Annotated in this window: 15 protein-coding genes; 10 read left to right on the top strand and 5 right to left on the bottom strand. The window is 41.6% G+C overall.

Annotation, left to right across the window (positions count from 1 at the left end; all coding sequences use genetic code 11):
- Nucleotides 1–194 precede the first annotated feature (194 nt).
- A complete protein-coding gene (gene nadA, locus ABD894_RS24175) occupies nt 195–1,187 on the top strand; it encodes a quinolinate synthase NadA (protein WP_345213667.1) in 993 nt (330 codons plus the stop codon).
- A 213-nt stretch (nt 1,188–1,400) separates the two neighbouring features.
- Here the strand turns inward: nadA and ABD894_RS24170 are convergent, their stop codons facing one another.
- Complete coding sequence (locus ABD894_RS24170; RefSeq protein WP_345213666.1) at nt 1,401–3,002, bottom strand: hypothetical protein; 1,602 nt, start codon at nt 3,000–3,002, stop codon at nt 1,401–1,403.
- Between the two features lie 197 nt (nt 3,003–3,199).
- Here ABD894_RS24170 and thiL point away from each other — a divergent pair, with 197 nt between their 5' ends.
- Both thiL and ABD894_RS24160 read left to right on the top strand, forming a co-directional pair.
- The gene (thiL, locus tag ABD894_RS24165) at nt 3,200–4,249 is read left to right on the top strand and encodes a thiamine-phosphate kinase (RefSeq protein WP_345213665.1); all 1,050 of its coding nucleotides are present in this window, start codon (nt 3,200–3,202) and stop codon (nt 4,247–4,249) included.
- Nucleotides 4,242–4,754 carry an STM3941 family protein gene (locus ABD894_RS24160; RefSeq protein WP_345213664.1) on the top strand — a complete coding sequence of 171 codons (513 nt, stop codon included), beginning with the start codon at nt 4,242–4,244 and terminating at the stop codon, nt 4,752–4,754. The genes thiL and ABD894_RS24160 overlap by 8 nt, the downstream gene beginning before the upstream one ends.
- 5 nt (nt 4,755–4,759) lie before the next feature.
- Here ABD894_RS24160 and ABD894_RS24155 read toward each other — a convergent pair whose 3' ends face one another.
- The 4 genes from ABD894_RS24155 to ABD894_RS24140 form a co-directional block, all read right to left on the bottom strand.
- Nucleotides 4,760–6,130 (bottom strand): DNA recombination protein RmuC, encoded by a 1,371-nt coding sequence (locus ABD894_RS24155; protein ID WP_345213663.1) that lies wholly within the window; start codon nt 6,128–6,130, stop codon nt 4,760–4,762.
- A 115-nt stretch (nt 6,131–6,245) separates the two neighbouring features.
- On the bottom strand, nt 6,246–6,716 hold the full coding sequence (locus ABD894_RS24150; protein ID WP_345213662.1) for a gliding motility lipoprotein GldH: 471 nt from the start codon (nt 6,714–6,716) through the stop codon (nt 6,246–6,248).
- Entirely contained in the window at nt 6,713–8,203 is a 1,491-nt protein-coding gene (locus tag ABD894_RS24145) for a PSP1 domain-containing protein (RefSeq protein WP_345213661.1), read from the bottom strand. The genes ABD894_RS24150 and ABD894_RS24145 overlap by 4 nt, the downstream gene beginning before the upstream one ends.
- A 3-nt stretch (nt 8,204–8,206) precedes the next feature.
- On the bottom strand, nt 8,207–9,352 hold the full coding sequence (locus ABD894_RS24140) for a DNA polymerase III subunit (RefSeq protein WP_345213660.1): 1,146 nt from the start codon (nt 9,350–9,352) through the stop codon (nt 8,207–8,209).
- A gap of 168 nt (nt 9,353–9,520) precedes the next feature.
- Between ABD894_RS24140 and ruvX the strand changes: the two genes are divergently transcribed.
- The 7 genes from ruvX to ABD894_RS24105 are packed head-to-tail and all read left to right on the top strand — an operon-like array spanning nt 9,521 to nt 14,000.
- The gene (ruvX, locus tag ABD894_RS24135; RefSeq protein WP_345213659.1) at nt 9,521–9,928 is read left to right on the top strand and encodes a Holliday junction resolvase RuvX; all 408 of its coding nucleotides are present in this window, start codon (nt 9,521–9,523) and stop codon (nt 9,926–9,928) included.
- 18 nt (nt 9,929–9,946) lie between these two features.
- On the top strand, nt 9,947–10,765 hold the full coding sequence (dinD, locus tag ABD894_RS24130; RefSeq protein ID WP_345213658.1) for a DNA damage-inducible protein D: 819 nt from the start codon (nt 9,947–9,949) through the stop codon (nt 10,763–10,765).
- A 36-nt stretch (nt 10,766–10,801) separates the two neighbouring features.
- The gene (locus ABD894_RS24125; RefSeq protein ID WP_345213657.1) at nt 10,802–11,440 is read left to right on the top strand and encodes an O-methyltransferase; all 639 of its coding nucleotides are present in this window, start codon (nt 10,802–10,804) and stop codon (nt 11,438–11,440) included.
- A gap of 3 nt (nt 11,441–11,443) precedes the next feature.
- A complete protein-coding gene (locus tag ABD894_RS24120) occupies nt 11,444–11,998 on the top strand; it encodes a glucosaminidase domain-containing protein (RefSeq protein WP_345213656.1) in 555 nt (184 codons plus the stop codon).
- Nucleotides 11,999–12,047: 49 nt separating this feature from the next.
- Entirely contained in the window at nt 12,048–12,878 is an 831-nt protein-coding gene (locus tag ABD894_RS24115; protein ID WP_345213655.1) for a glucosaminidase domain-containing protein, read from the top strand.
- 25 nt (nt 12,879–12,903) lie between these two features.
- Complete coding sequence (locus ABD894_RS24110) at nt 12,904–13,680, top strand: peptidase associated/transthyretin-like domain-containing protein (protein ID WP_345213654.1); 777 nt, start codon at nt 12,904–12,906, stop codon at nt 13,678–13,680.
- Nucleotides 13,677–14,000, top strand: a complete 324-nt coding sequence (locus tag ABD894_RS24105) for a hypothetical protein (protein WP_345213653.1) — start codon at nt 13,677–13,679, stop codon at nt 13,998–14,000. The genes ABD894_RS24110 and ABD894_RS24105 overlap by 4 nt, the downstream gene beginning before the upstream one ends.
- Nucleotides 14,001–14,051 lie beyond the last annotated feature (51 nt).

Below are 14,051 nucleotides of genomic sequence, written 5' to 3'. Positions count from 1 at the left end.
ATAAAAAGTTGTTTATCACAGCAATCTAATATTCAGCATATTCAAATATGGAAAACTGTGTAAAAATGTTAATAATTATGGAAAACTGACATTTACACCATCTAAAATCACGAGTTTTAAACAAAATCAACACCCTAATAAACAATAGCTTTTTCTTATATTAAAAAGTAGTTGTTATTATTTACAATGTGGAAATGGATACTTTTGAAGAAATAAATATGAAGGGATTTGTGGAGGAAGAAATTGACCCCACCCTTGATCTGTTTGATGAAATTGAAAAATTAAAAAAGGAAAAAAATGCTGTTATTTTGGCTCACTACTATCAGGACGCTGATATTCAGGATATTGCAGATTATATCGGCGATAGTCTCGGATTATCACAACAGGCTGCAAAAACCGATGCCGACGTTATTGTATTTGCCGGCGTACACTTCATGGCCGAAACAGCAAAAATTTTATCGCCAAACAAAAAGGTATTACTGCCCGACGTAAAAGCCGGTTGCTCGCTGGCCGACAGCTGCCCGCCGCATTTGTTTAAAAAGTTTAAGGAGCAGTATCCTGATCATTTGGTGATCACCTACGTGAACTGTACTGCCGAACTTAAAGCATTGAGCGATATTGTTTGTACCTCCAGCAACGCGGTACAAATTGTAGAAAGCCTGCCTAAAGAACAGAAGATAATTTTTGGCCCCGATAAAAATTTAGGTGCCTATGTGGCTAAAAAGACAGGCCGCGACCTGGTATTATGGAATGGTGCCTGTATGGTGCACGAGATATTTTCGAGAGAAAAAATCACCAAACTGAAGGAACGTTACCCGGAAGCTAAATTACTGGCACATCCTGAATGTGAGGAGGTTATATTGCAGATGGCAGATTATATAGGATCTACCACCGGTATATTAAAATATGCTACCAGCCGCCCTGAAAAGGAATTTATAGTAGCTACCGAAGCAGGTATTTTACACCAAATGCAAAAGGATAACCCGGATAAGGTATTTATACCGGCCCCGCCGAACAATGCCTGCGCGTGTAACGATTGCCCGCACATGAAAAGAAACACGTTAGAGAAATTGTACCTGTGCCTCAAAAATGAATCGCCGGAGATATTTGTACCGGCAGATATTATAGAAAGAGCCGTAAAACCAATTGAAAGAATGCTGGATATATCAGCACAGTTGGGATTATAATTTTTTTTTGGATTACACCGATTATTTGAGTGATTGCACCGATTGGAAAATTTGCATTGCGAGGTACGAAGCAATCGCGAACAATACAGAGCGGATTTGTACAGCGACGTGATTGCTTCGTACCTCGCAATGACAATAAATAATATAAAAAAGCACCGATCCTTTTTAAAGAATCGGTGCAATCACTCAAAAGAAATCTGTGTAATAAAAAAATTAAATAGCTTTAGCCAACCACAGTGAAGCATTTAAATGTAATGCCGGGTGAGAGGTAAACCCTGACGGTGAATCGCCCGACCAGCCATTGAAAAGGTTATCGTTAGGGTCGCCGGTGCCATCGTCAGATGGTGAACTGTCGCCTACAAATACTACCCTGCCGCTTCCATAAGTAGCAAGAAGCGCCATTACACCTGTACTGCCGTTTAAAGTACTGCTGTTACGCCAAAACAAACCTTGTACGGTTGAATTTTGCGCGGTAAATAATGTAGCTGTGGTACCATTGTAAAAAGCCAGTTTTGATGCTGTACCGGCAGCGCCGTTCAATACCTTTTGCGCATTGGCATTAGTACCGGTATATACCTTGGTTGACGGACCTTCACTGATGTCGACATAATCAACATTAAAGCCAAATGGTTTATTATTGTTGATACCGTTGTTGCTCATCAAATCATTCCAAACACGCGGCGAATCGTAGCCATCGCCGTCCCTGTCAGATGGATTGTAGCCATTAGCATCGGTACCGGCTGTAGTAGCAGCGGTATGGTCGGCTACCATAAATAAGCCACCGCCTGCTGCTACGTAGTTCATAATTGCAGTTTTTTCGGCCGCGGTAAATAAACGGTTTGGCTCAATTACCACATACACATCATAATTGCTCAAATCTTGCGGATTAGATGAATTACCATAAGTAATAGCTGTACCCACAGGTAAGCTCTCTACCAGTTCGCCTTTTTTAACCAGGTCAACTGCCCAGGCCGACATAGCGCCTTTCCAATAGGTTTCTGATGTAGAAGCGGTAATACCGGTATACGATGGAGTAGGTATACGCTGTGCTTTTATTTCAACCGTTGTACCGCCTGTATAAGTAGGTACATTTTCGGTACCGTCGGCATCAATTAGCCAGTCGGCGCTGCCGGCATTCTCATATTTGGTAGCATCAAACAAGAATTTTTTACCGGTGATGATGGTACCGCCGCCTGTGCCGCCATTATCATTGATAACAATATCATCAAAGTTCAGGCGGTTGCTGCCACCGCTTAATTTGCGTATTTCTAAACGTACATTACCTGTAACCGAAAGTGTGAACGATTGCGATTGTAAGGTAGTGGTTGAGGTGATATTGCTGCCGGCTTGTGCCCAGCTGCTGCCCCCGTTTTGCGAGTACCAAAGGCCCCAGGTGCTGGCGCCATCGGTACTGTAAATGGCATGTTTTATGATAACTGTGCTTGCGCCCGATGTTACATCGAAAAGCATGGTTATTTTACCGGTATTACGTACACGGGCCGACCATGTACCTGCTTTTTTATCGGCTGCTGTGTTACCGATAAGTGCGTCGAACAAGTTCCATGATGTACCTGTGATGGTAACATTATCACCGCTGGCCGAGCCTGCCGGTGCCACATCATAAGCTGATTTTGGGCTGGTTGAGCCTACTTCAAAACCCTGGTTTAGACTAACCGCTTGTGTTTTTAATTTGGTTTGAATAGCAGCGGGTTCATCAGCTGTTGCGGCAATATTATTTTTTTGGCACGATGTAAATAATAAAGCGCCCGCAATAAGTGTAAAAAATGGTTTTCGGAGGTTTTTTAATTGTTGCATAGAGTAAATTGATTTTAATTAAATTGGTTTGTTATAAATAATAGTTAAAGTTGTATATTAAAAATTTAACTTCTGTTTATTATATATTAACTTATTATTACGTAATGCATTGATTTATAGTTATTACTCGGTACTCATAATGAACCTTAATTATTGGTGTAAGCTTTTGTATTTTTGCAGATATTTTATTGATAAGCATGTTTGATAATAAAGAAACAACCAACATACAGCAGCTGGGTGAATTTGGCCTGATAGATCATTTAACCAAAAACATAAAAATTAAGCAACCGACAACCATAAAAGGGGTGGGAGACGATGCCGCGGTGCTTGATTATGCCGGTAAAAAAATACTGGTATCAACTGATATGTTGTTAGAAGGTATCCATTTTGATTTAGCTTATACCCCTTTAAAGCACCTTGGCTATAAGGCGGTACAGGTAAATTTGAGTGATATTTATGCCATGAACGGTACGGCTACACAGGTAACCATATCGTTAGGTTTATCAAGTAAATTTCCGCTGGAAGCTGTGGAAGAATTATACGAAGGTATTTACCTGGCTTGCGAAAAATTTGATGTGGATATTGTGGGCGGCGACACTACGGCATCAAAACAAGGTTTGGTAATTAGTGTAACCGCTTTAGGTTATGCCGATGAAAACGATGTTGTGTACCGTAATACTGCCGAAGAAGGTGACTTGCTTTGTGTATCGGGCGATTTGGGTGGTGCTTACACCGGTTTACAATTATTGGAGCGTGAAAAGCTTGTATATTTAGAGAACCCCAATATTCAGCCTGATCTGGAAGGGAAGGATTATATTATAGAACGCCAGTTAAAACCTGAAGCTCGCCGTGATATTATTGAGTTATTAAAAAGTATAGATGTTAAACCTACCGCCATGATAGATGTATCTGACGGACTGGCATCTGAAATACTGCACATCTGTAAGCAAAGCAACAAAGGCTGTAACCTGTACGAAGAAAAAATTCCGCTGGACCCAATGACTTATGAAACAGCCCGCGAATTTAACCTCGACCCAACAGTTTGCGCGCTAAGCGGTGGTGAAGATTATGAATTGCTATTCACCGTTAAGCAATCAGATTACGAAAAGATAAAATTCAAGATGGATTTTACCATTATAGGCCACATCACTGAGGCTTCAGCCGGCTGCAACCTGATCACCAAATCGGGCACAGTACACGCGTTAAAAGCACAAGGATGGAACGCGTTTACGCCACCTAATGCATAATAGTAAAACCTATTATTTTTCTCCAATTGCAATTATACTTTCGGGTATTACTGCTTGCGTTTTTATAGCAGCATTATCGGTTATGGTATATGCAGCCTACTTATATAATGTGGCTTTAGGGATAATAGTAATTGTAATTTTTGGAGGATTGATATATGGTGTATCAGAAAAGTATATTCGCTTCACTATATGCCTTATTAAGAAAAAACCTGCATTAATATTATTGGAAGAAAAACTTATCGATAACATTAATGATCAGGTTTTTTACTGGAATGAAATAGATTTTATAGGTTACAGTAATGCCTTAAGTGGCTATATATCTATAAATTTAAAAGATAGAGAAACATTTATTTCAAGCATTAAAAATCCCTTTAAAAGGATTTTTATAAAAATAGATAACAAGTTTTTTCGCAATGTAATTTCAATTCAACCGAATATTATAAAATGCAAAAGAGCTGAATTACATAAATCTATTGTAAATGCCCACTTATTTCACAAAAATTAACTCTGTTACTCTTCTCCAATATATTTCTGATCTATCTGCTTATTAGCCTTTGCGCCTAATTTTTTAATTTTTTCGGCAGTGATGGTGAGGTTGCCACGGCCGTCGGTAAGTTTATTTAGGGCTTTATCGTAGGCATCATGGCTCTGTTTTATATTTTTGCCGATGCTTTCCATATCGGTTATAAAGCCTACAAACTTATCGTACATTTCGCCGCTGAGGCGGGCTATTTCGAGTACGTTGCGGTTTTGGCGTTCCTGTTTCCACATGCTGGCAATGGTGCGCAGGGTAGCCAGCAGGGTAGAAGGGCTCACAATCACCACGCGCTTGTCCCAGGCATCGCTAAACAGTTCGGCATCTATCTGTACCGCGAAACTAAAAGATGATTCAATAGGGATGAAGAGAAGCACAAAATCGGGCGAGTTTACCTGGTACAGGTCGTGATAGTTTTTTGACGACAGGTTATTTACATGGCCGCGGATAGATTCGACATGCGCTTTTGAAAATAACCTCCGTTCTTCCTCCGTTTCGCAATTCACCAAACGCTCGTAAGCAATTAAAGATACCTTAGAATCGATGATCAAATGTTTATCATCCGGCAGATCAATTACCACATCGGGCTGATAACGCGTATTATCCAAACCATTCATGCTGGCCTGTATGCGGTATTCCTGGTCTTTAACCAGGCCCGAGCGTTCCAGTACACGTTCTAATATAACTTCGCCCCAGTTGCCCTGGCGTTTATTATCACCTTTAAGGGCTTTAGTAAGGTTTTGCGCTTCGGTACTGATCAGCTTATTCAAATCCATCAGTTTGGTGATTTCACCCCGTAGTACATTGCGCTCATCAGATTCTGCTTTGTAAACCTTCTCCACCTTATCTTCAAACGCTTTTATATTTTCCTTAAGCGGATTTAAAAGGATATCCAGATTAGTCCGGTTAGTTTCAACAAACTTTTGCGATTTTTCGTCGAGGATCTTATTGGCTACATTTTGAAATTCGAGCTGAAATTTCTGCTGTATTTCCTGGATACTTTTTTCCTGATCGGTTAAGCGTTCGCGTTGTGCTTTAAAGGTTTCTTCGGCTTTGGCTATGCGGTTTTTTTCGGTAAGGAGCTCCTGGTTAAGCGAGTTGATCATGTCCTCAAGCCGGATACGCTCATTATGTAAATTACGGTCGGCTTTATCCCTTTCGGCTGTAAGGCCAACTGAACGCTCTTCGGCCCTGGCTAAATTTATTTTAAGCGTATCGTTTTCATTTTTTAGGCGGAGCAATTCATCGGCACTAATGGCATCGATAGCCGCGGGCTTTTTAATAAATAAAAATACAGCGATGAGCAGTACAATTATGGCAGCGATGAGTAAAACGGCAGATGTCATTTTGATAAAAATATTAGCAAAACGAAGTTAGCATTTTTTAGTATTGCTAAAAATAAAAATTGCGCCTAAGCGCAATCAGTATGTTTTTAAGAAGAATTAGGAGTGATGATAAAAGCTATTTAGCTTTCTCTATCCTTATGCCTACATCGTTAACTTCGTGCAGCGGGTTATCGCGCATATTTTGTTCTATCTCAAAATGATAACTGCCCTTGTTAGGGAATTTATGGCCTTTTTCTAACGTAAAACGATAGGTATACAGGTTGCCCGAACCCGCGCCCAGCCATTCACCATCGGGGTTGGCCAGCTTAAATTCGTAACGGATGGGTATTGGTTTCTGGCCATGTTCCGACCAGTAAACGATAACGAATATGTTAGAATATTTGTAATCTGCCGTTACCCTCAAATTAAGGAAAACATTGTATGTATTGGCCGGATCATCAATTTTTACATCGTATTTGATACGGCTTACGTACGACCAGTTATGGTTAGGTATCTCCTTATTATCATCAATTAACGTATTCGGATCGGCACAGCCCACCCATAAAAAACAGATCAGTAATAAAGAAAAACTTAAAACTCTTGTCATGGCTGTTTACCCGGCTGATCGTTCTTGTTTTGGTTATTATTAGGGTTGGGCCTGTTAGGGCGATGACGCCTGTTATTACGGTTTCCGCCTTCATTTTTTGGCGCTTGCGCGCCATCTGCTCCACCCGCCTGCTGTTGTTGCGGCGGTCTTGGCGCACGCGGTTGCTGCTGACCCGGGTTATTCTGTTGCGGTTTAGCCTGATCAGGTTTTTGTCCCCCATTGTTTTGTGGTGGACGGGGCTGCCCGCCTTGCTGCTGCGGTTTTGGTTGATTAGGCTGTTGCCCACCGCCGCCTTGCTGCGGACGTTGTTGACCCGGTTGCTGCTGACTGCCCGCGTTTTGAGCGTTAGGTTTTTTATTTTTATTGCGGTTTTTGTTCTTGTTTTTATTACGATTGCTTTCGTCAAGGCGGGTTAAACTATCTTGCCCAACAACGTTTTCGTAATCTAATACTTTTACCGGTTTAGTTTCAATTTCAACTTTTTCGCCCAGATCAGGAGGTGTTACCCCATCGCGGTTCATTTGCTGAATTTCTTTAACACGCGATATATCCAGCGGAATCCACGATTCTTCCCTTGGGTAGCTGAACCACATCAGCTTTTTAAATATATCCGTTTTTTGTAAACGGGCATCGCCTTTTTCGGTACGCAAAACGTTCACATTATCGGGGATGTATTTAAGCGCATCCATGTAGGTATCCAGCTCGTAGTTAAGACAGCATTTCAGTTTGCCGCACTGGCCTGCAAGTTTAAGTGTATTTAACGATAGATTTTGGTAGCGTGCCGCCGAAGTGGATACCGTTTTAAAATCGGTTAACCAAGTAGAGCAGCAAAGTTCGCGGCCACATGAGCCGATACCGCCTAAACGGCTTGCTTCCTGGCGCATTCCAATCTGGCGCATCTCTATACGAATCCTGAAGCTTTCGGCCATTTTTTTGATCAGTTCCCTGAAATCAACGCGGCCTTCGGCCGTATAATAAAAGGTGGCCTTGGTTTTATCGCCCTGGTAATCAACGTCGCTTATCTTCATAGATAAGTTGAGGTCAAGTGCCAACTTGCGCGATTTGTGCATGGTTTCCCATTCCAAATCTTTAGCAGCTTTCCATTTATCTACATCGGTAGGGGTGGCACGGCGGTAGATCTTTTTAACCACATCGGCTTCTTTAACATGGCGCTTAACCATTTGCATGCGCACCAGTTCGCCGGTTAGCGATACGTGGCCGGTATCAAACCCGCCGGTAGTGGTTTCAACAGCCACCAGCTCACCTGCTTCAAGGTAAATATTATCAACGTTTTGATAAAACTCTTTCCTCGAACCTTTAAATTTAACCTCAACAACCGAAAACGGTTTATAATTTGCCGGCATATCCATGTGCGACAGCCAGTCGTAAACATCTAATTTACTGCAACCATTAGTAAGGCACGAGCCGTTACTTTTGCAGCCTGCGGGCGAACATCCTCCACCCGTTGAGCAACTTCCGCATCCCATAATTTAATTTGGTATATAATGAGTCCCCTGGGGGATCGTTTTAAAAAATAGTATTTTAGTAATTTGCAAAGATACATCTAAAAATAAAATTTTAGGATTTGCATTTCGCTCCACATGGTAATGTGCTTTCTCCAGCTCGGCGCTGATGGCCTGCGTGGCCGGCAGCGGCATTACCTTTATCATTTTTTGTGCTGTTTCCAACTCCTGCGCGGGTAAATGTACCAGGCTATCAGCACCTGCCAGCAGCAGGCAGCACTCGCGTATAAAGCTTACGCCGTAGCGTAAAAAGTTCTTTTGATTTTCGCGGCCCATTTTCGATAGTCCATCAACAAAGCCTACAATTTCAATACCCTTATTGGTAATACACATCCGCAGCCATTGCACAAACAACTGGTGGTAGCTTTTGGTATCCTGTTGCAGCATGGAGAGGGCTTCGGTTATGTTACCGTTGCTCAGGTAAGCAATTTCGGCCGCGGCGTTTTCGGTTTGATGATGTTCGGCCAGCATATGTTGTTTAATATCATCGTACCCTAAAACCGGTACTTTTATCAGTTGCGTACGCGACAGGATGGTATTCAGTATCTGATCCTGATTTTGAGCGACCAGCAGAAACAGCGTATTGGGTTGTGGTTCTTCTATTATTTTAAGCAGGGAATTACCCTCTTTATCTAAATATTCGGGCAGCCAAAGGATCAGTATTTTGTATTGCGACTCGAATGGTTTCAGGCTCAGCTTTTTGATGATCTGGTGGCATTCGGCTATATTAATATTGGCCTGTTTGTTTTCTGCATCGAGATAATTGCGCCATATATCGAGGCTGATGTACGGATGGTTTATAAACGCATCGCGCCATTGCTCAATAAAACTAAGGGCGGTATCATCCTTATGCTTCGCGAAAAAGGGGTATGAAAAATGCAGATCGGGGTGCATCAGTTTTTGATACTTACGGCACGACGAACATACCCCGCACGAATCATCGGGCTGCTTGTCTTCGCACGATAAATATTGGGCATACGCCACCGCAAGGGCTAAACTTCCCGAACCTTCAGGTCCCAGAAAAAGCTGCGCATGGCTTACCCGGTTCTCTTTTACCGAGTTAAGCAAGCGCTGCTTTACAGCATGCTGTCCTACTATTTGTTTAAACTGCATTGGTGCAAGATAAAGAATTTTGATGTAGATGTGTGCTATTAGATGTGAGATTTGAGAAAGCCCACTGATTATGAGTTACTATGTAAGCTATATTTTACACATAGTGTACATTAGCTTACCTTTGCCCACAATCTTTTAATTTCATCAATCACCCTAAAATTTGATAAAATGCGTGTAATGGCTTTTGATTATGGTACCAAACGTATAGGCATTGCCGTTACCGATCCCTTGCAGATCATCGCTACCGGGTTGGATACCATACACCCGATGCATATTATTGATTACCTGAAAAAATACCTGTTTACCGAACAGGTAGAGCGTTTTATAGTAGGCGAACCCAAGCAAATGGACAACACGCCATCGCAATCGGCTATTCATGTAAAGGGCTTTGTGAACCTGCTCAAAAAAACCTTCCCCGAAATTCCTATCGAAATGCTCGACGAGCGCTTTACCTCCAAAATGGCCTCGGCCACCATTGCCCAAAGCGGCATGAACAAAAAACACCGCCAAAACAAGGAACTGGTAGATACTATTTCGGCGGTGATACTGTTGCAGTCGTGGATGGAAAAATTATAAATTGTATATATTTATACTATGGAAAAACAAAGCGTTTTTGAAGAAATTAAACACGTAAATGATATAGGGCAGGAATATTGGAGTGGAAGAGAGCTTTTTAAGATTTTAGAATATATTAAATGGGACAAGTTTCTTAACGTAATAGATAAGGCAAAAGAAGCCTGTAAAAACTCCGGACAAGATCCAAATGACCATTTTCCCCGGGTGGAGAAAATGGTAGGAATAGGCTCGGGAGCCAAAAGAGATGTTGGTGATTTACACCTTACACGATATGCCTGTTATCTTATTATTCAGAATGCTGATCCTGCAAAAGAGGTTGTTGCGCATGGGCAAACATATTTTGCTGTTCAGACCCGCAAACAGGAAATATTGGAGCAAAGTTTTGAACAGCTGCGCAATGAGGATGAAAAGAGACTGTATTTACGAAAGGAAATGGCGGAGCATAATAAACAATTGGCTGATGCAGCAAGAGATGCGGGTGTTATACAGCCGTGGGAATATGCCGTTTTCCAAAATCATGGTTATATGGGTTTATATAACGGATTAGGTGCAAAAGAAATTCATGCTAAAAAGGATCTGAAAAAGAATCAAAATATACTTGATCATATGGGTAGTACAGAACTTGCAGCAAACTTGTTCAGGGCTACGCAAGCAGAGGAAAAACTAAAGCGTGAAAAAATAAAAGGAAAAGACAATGCCAATAAAGCTCATTATGAAGTTGGGCAAAAAGTAAGACAAACAATAAAAGAATTAGGTGGAACGATGCCTGAAGATTTGCCTGTTGAGGGTAGTATAAAAAAGATTGATAAGGGAAAAGATAAGCCCGGAATTGGCTAAAAATACCATTAAAATCAAAATGCGTACATTTGTGCCATGGAAATCCTGGATGATAAGCTTCAGAGCTACCTTGATGTACATTGCGATCCGGAGCCGGAAGGTTTGCAAAAAATTAACCGCGATACTTATGTGAAGGTGTTAAAACCGCACATGTTATCGGGGCATTACCAGGGTAGGGTGCTCAGTATGCTCAGCAAAATGATGCAGCCGAAGCTTATTTTAGAGATTGGCACATTCACAGGATATTCGGCCATTTGCCTGGCTGAAGGACTTGCCGAAGGTGGTATATTGCATACCATTGAGGTGAACCGCGAAATGGAGGAAATGATAAGTTCACACCTTAAATCCACAAATGTGGAAAATAAAATCAAGGTGCATTATGGCCCCGCAGAGCAAATAATAGCCGATTCTGACTATAAAAACATCGACATTGTATTTATTGATGCCGATAAACAAAATAATTTTACGTACTTTCAGTTAATAATAGACAAAGTAAGATCCGGAGGATTAATAATAATTGATAATGTTTTGTGGAAAGGAAAGGTATTTGGTGACGCAAAAGACACCGATACCGAGAGGGTCCGCAAACTAAATGAACAAATAAGTGTTGATGAAAGGGTTGAAAAATTAATTCTACCCGTTCGCGATGGCTTACTGCTCATCAGAAAAAAGTAAATTATGAAGAAACTCTTATTTATTGCCCTATTCTCAATATCAGCCCTGGCTGTTTCTGCTCAAAATAATACTTCACAATCATACATCGATCAGTTCAAAGATAATGCCATAAACATTATGCATGAAACAGGTGTGCCCGCAAGTATCATTTTAGCCGTAGCCATGCACGAATCAGGTAATGGTAACAGCGCTATCGCTAAAAAACTGAACAACCAGTTTGGTATAAAAGGCTACAATACTGTAGTGTATTATAAAAACAAAAAGAAGGTTCGCACATCCTACAAAAAGTACGAATCGGTTTGGGCATCGTTTGCCGATTTTGCCCGTGTAATGACCGAGCGTAAGCAATTTAGCCACTTGGCCGATAAATTTACGCAGTACGATTATAAAGGCTGGGCCAAAGGCATACAACGCAGCGGCTATTGCAGCAGCAAAAGATGGGCATCGCAGGTAATGGCTATTATTAACCGTTACGATCTGGACGAACTGGATAAAACTCCCGAGCCACAAGCGGCAGCTCCTGCCACCAAAGAAATAGCACAAAATACCGATAAATAAAAAACTTTAATTTTGGCATCTTTACCGTTGCTATAATTAAAGCCTTTCTATGCGTAAAATACTTTATTTATTAATTGTTTGTGTTGCGTTTACCGCGTGCTCATCGCGCAAAAAGGGTATTAGCGGCAAGCAGGCATCACGCAATAATAAAAGTATCCAAAAGGCAAACCGCGATGCTATTGACAGCTACGCGCCATACACCGCCCAGCAATATATCGAGAGGTTTAAGGCCATTGCCATTAAAGAAATGAACCTGTATGGCATCCCGGCCAGTATCACACTGGCACAGGGCCTGTTTGAATCGGGCAACGGTAATGGCGAACTGGCCAAAGTGGCCAATAACCATTTCGGGATAAAGTGTACCTCCGACTGGACAGGCAAAAGCTATTATAAAGACGATGATAATGTGAACGACTGCTTCAGGGTGTATAATAACCCCGAAGATTCTTTTCGCGACCATTCCGAGTTTTTAAAGCGCAAGCGTTACGCCAAGTTGTTCGAGCTGGATAAAGACGATTACGAAGGCTGGGCTTATGGCTTAAAGGCTGCCGGTTATGCCACCAATCCTAAATATCCGCAGTTATTGCTTACGGTTATTAAACGATACAGCTTAGATCAGTACGACAGGCCGGAGAACGAACTGCAAAAAATAAAACGCGAAGACCGCGTACTCACCGAAATCAATGATAACATTGGCCAGGCCGCAAAAGACTCTATAATTGAAGTTACCCCGGTTATCAAAATATACACCGTACAGCAGGGCGATACACTATTCAACATATCAAAACGTTTCTCACTTACTGTTGATGAACTTAAAGCGCTGAACAACATGGCCGACAATAATATAAAAATTGGCCAGAAGCTTGTTATAGCTCCATAAAAGCTGTTAATTACTGTTAAATTATATGAGGAAGCTTTTGCAATCGGTTAGCTTTGGCCGCATAATGAAATTATGGCTGCTGCTACTGCTTTGTACCTCATCTACCGTGTTTGCCCAGCAAAAAACGATTGAAGGGATTGTGTTTGATAAAGGCACAACAGATCGCATTGCCAAAATCAACGTTTTAAATACCAATACCGGCAAGGCCGTTTATAATAACCTTAAAGGCGAATTTTCAATAGCGGCCAGTATAGGCGATGTTTTGATATTTACCCGCTTGGAATACTATCCCGATACGGTTAAAGTACAAAACTTCGGCTCAATGGCGGTTTACCTAAAACGGAATGCCATACAGCTTAAGGAAGTAAACATACGCGATACCCTGTTAAGTCCGCAAAAATGGCTGGCTGCCACCAAAAGCGACTATACTAAAATATACGGCTCGCTGGCTTACAAAGATTTGCTGAGCACATCGCCGGGCAGCGGGGCGGGTTTAAGTATTGATGCCTTGTACAATGCCCTTAGCCGCAGTGGCCGCAACGCTGCGCATTTGCAGGAAATCATAGATGCAGATTTTAAGCAGAAGGAGATAGATTATCGCTTCAACAAAACGTATGTAAGCAATATCACCGGGCTAACCGGCATGCAGCTTAACGATTTTATGTTTAAATATCGCCCGGGCTATTACCAGGTGAAAACAGCCAGCGAGTACGAGTTCATCAGATCAATCCGTAACAATCTTAAACGGTATTTGCGCAACCCGAGGGCGTTCGCTATCGCGCCGTTATTGCAATCAAAATGAGCTTCAGGGTAATTGTAGTGCCGTTTTTAAATGTAGAGGCAATGGCTTTGTTCCCGTTCATATTGGTGAAAAACAAAGAAATGGCGGCCGATAAAACGCTGATCAATCACGAATTGATACACCTGAAACAGGAGGCCGAGTTGCTGGTGATCCCATTCTACATATTGTATCTTTTAAATTACATTGCCAATTTATTTATCTACCGTAATCATAATAAAGCCTATCTTAATATAGTTTTTGAGCGCGAAGCATATAGAAACGAGAAAAATTACGTTTACCTCAAGCAGAGGGGTTTGTGGTTTTGGCGTTTCTGTTTCTGAACAATATGGCTAAATTTGCTCCGTATCACATTGATACGGTTGAGTTTTAAT

It is taken from the genome of Mucilaginibacter gynuensis (assembly GCF_039541195.1).
Taxonomy (GTDB): domain Bacteria; phylum Bacteroidota; class Bacteroidia; order Sphingobacteriales; family Sphingobacteriaceae; genus Mucilaginibacter; species Mucilaginibacter gynuensis.
Note: the sequence above shows the minus strand (reverse complement) of the source record. Positions and strands in the feature narration are given on the sequence as shown.

What these genes read in the sequence shown, in the direction of transcription:
- nadA (WP_345213667.1), top strand. Translation starts at nt 195, where the DNA reads ATGGATACTTTTGAAGAAATAAATATGAAGGGATTTGTGGAGGAAGAA.
- ABD894_RS24170 (WP_345213666.1), bottom strand. Translation starts at nt 3,002, where the DNA reads ATGCAACAATTAAAAAACCTCCGAAAACCATTTTTTACACTTATTGCG.
- thiL (WP_345213665.1), top strand. Translation starts at nt 3,200, where the DNA reads ATGTTTGATAATAAAGAAACAACCAACATACAGCAGCTGGGTGAATTT.
- ABD894_RS24160 (WP_345213664.1), top strand. Translation starts at nt 4,242, where the DNA reads ATGCATAATAGTAAAACCTATTATTTTTCTCCAATTGCAATTATACTT.
- ABD894_RS24155 (WP_345213663.1), bottom strand. Translation starts at nt 6,130, where the DNA reads ATGACATCTGCCGTTTTACTCATCGCTGCCATAATTGTACTGCTCATC.
- ABD894_RS24150 (WP_345213662.1), bottom strand. Translation starts at nt 6,716, where the DNA reads ATGACAAGAGTTTTAAGTTTTTCTTTATTACTGATCTGTTTTTTATGG.
- ABD894_RS24145 (WP_345213661.1), bottom strand. Translation starts at nt 8,203, where the DNA reads ATGGGATGCGGAAGTTGCTCAACGGGTGGAGGATGTTCGCCCGCAGGC.
- ABD894_RS24140 (WP_345213660.1), bottom strand. Translation starts at nt 9,352, where the DNA reads ATGCAGTTTAAACAAATAGTAGGACAGCATGCTGTAAAGCAGCGCTTG.
- ruvX (WP_345213659.1), top strand. Translation starts at nt 9,521, where the DNA reads ATGCGTGTAATGGCTTTTGATTATGGTACCAAACGTATAGGCATTGCC.
- dinD (WP_345213658.1), top strand. Translation starts at nt 9,947, where the DNA reads ATGGAAAAACAAAGCGTTTTTGAAGAAATTAAACACGTAAATGATATA.
- ABD894_RS24125 (WP_345213657.1), top strand. Translation starts at nt 10,802, where the DNA reads ATGGAAATCCTGGATGATAAGCTTCAGAGCTACCTTGATGTACATTGC.
- ABD894_RS24120 (WP_345213656.1), top strand. Translation starts at nt 11,444, where the DNA reads ATGAAGAAACTCTTATTTATTGCCCTATTCTCAATATCAGCCCTGGCT.
- ABD894_RS24115 (WP_345213655.1), top strand. Translation starts at nt 12,048, where the DNA reads ATGCGTAAAATACTTTATTTATTAATTGTTTGTGTTGCGTTTACCGCG.
- ABD894_RS24110 (WP_345213654.1), top strand. Translation starts at nt 12,904, where the DNA reads ATGAGGAAGCTTTTGCAATCGGTTAGCTTTGGCCGCATAATGAAATTA.
- ABD894_RS24105 (WP_345213653.1), top strand. Translation starts at nt 13,677, where the DNA reads ATGAGCTTCAGGGTAATTGTAGTGCCGTTTTTAAATGTAGAGGCAATG.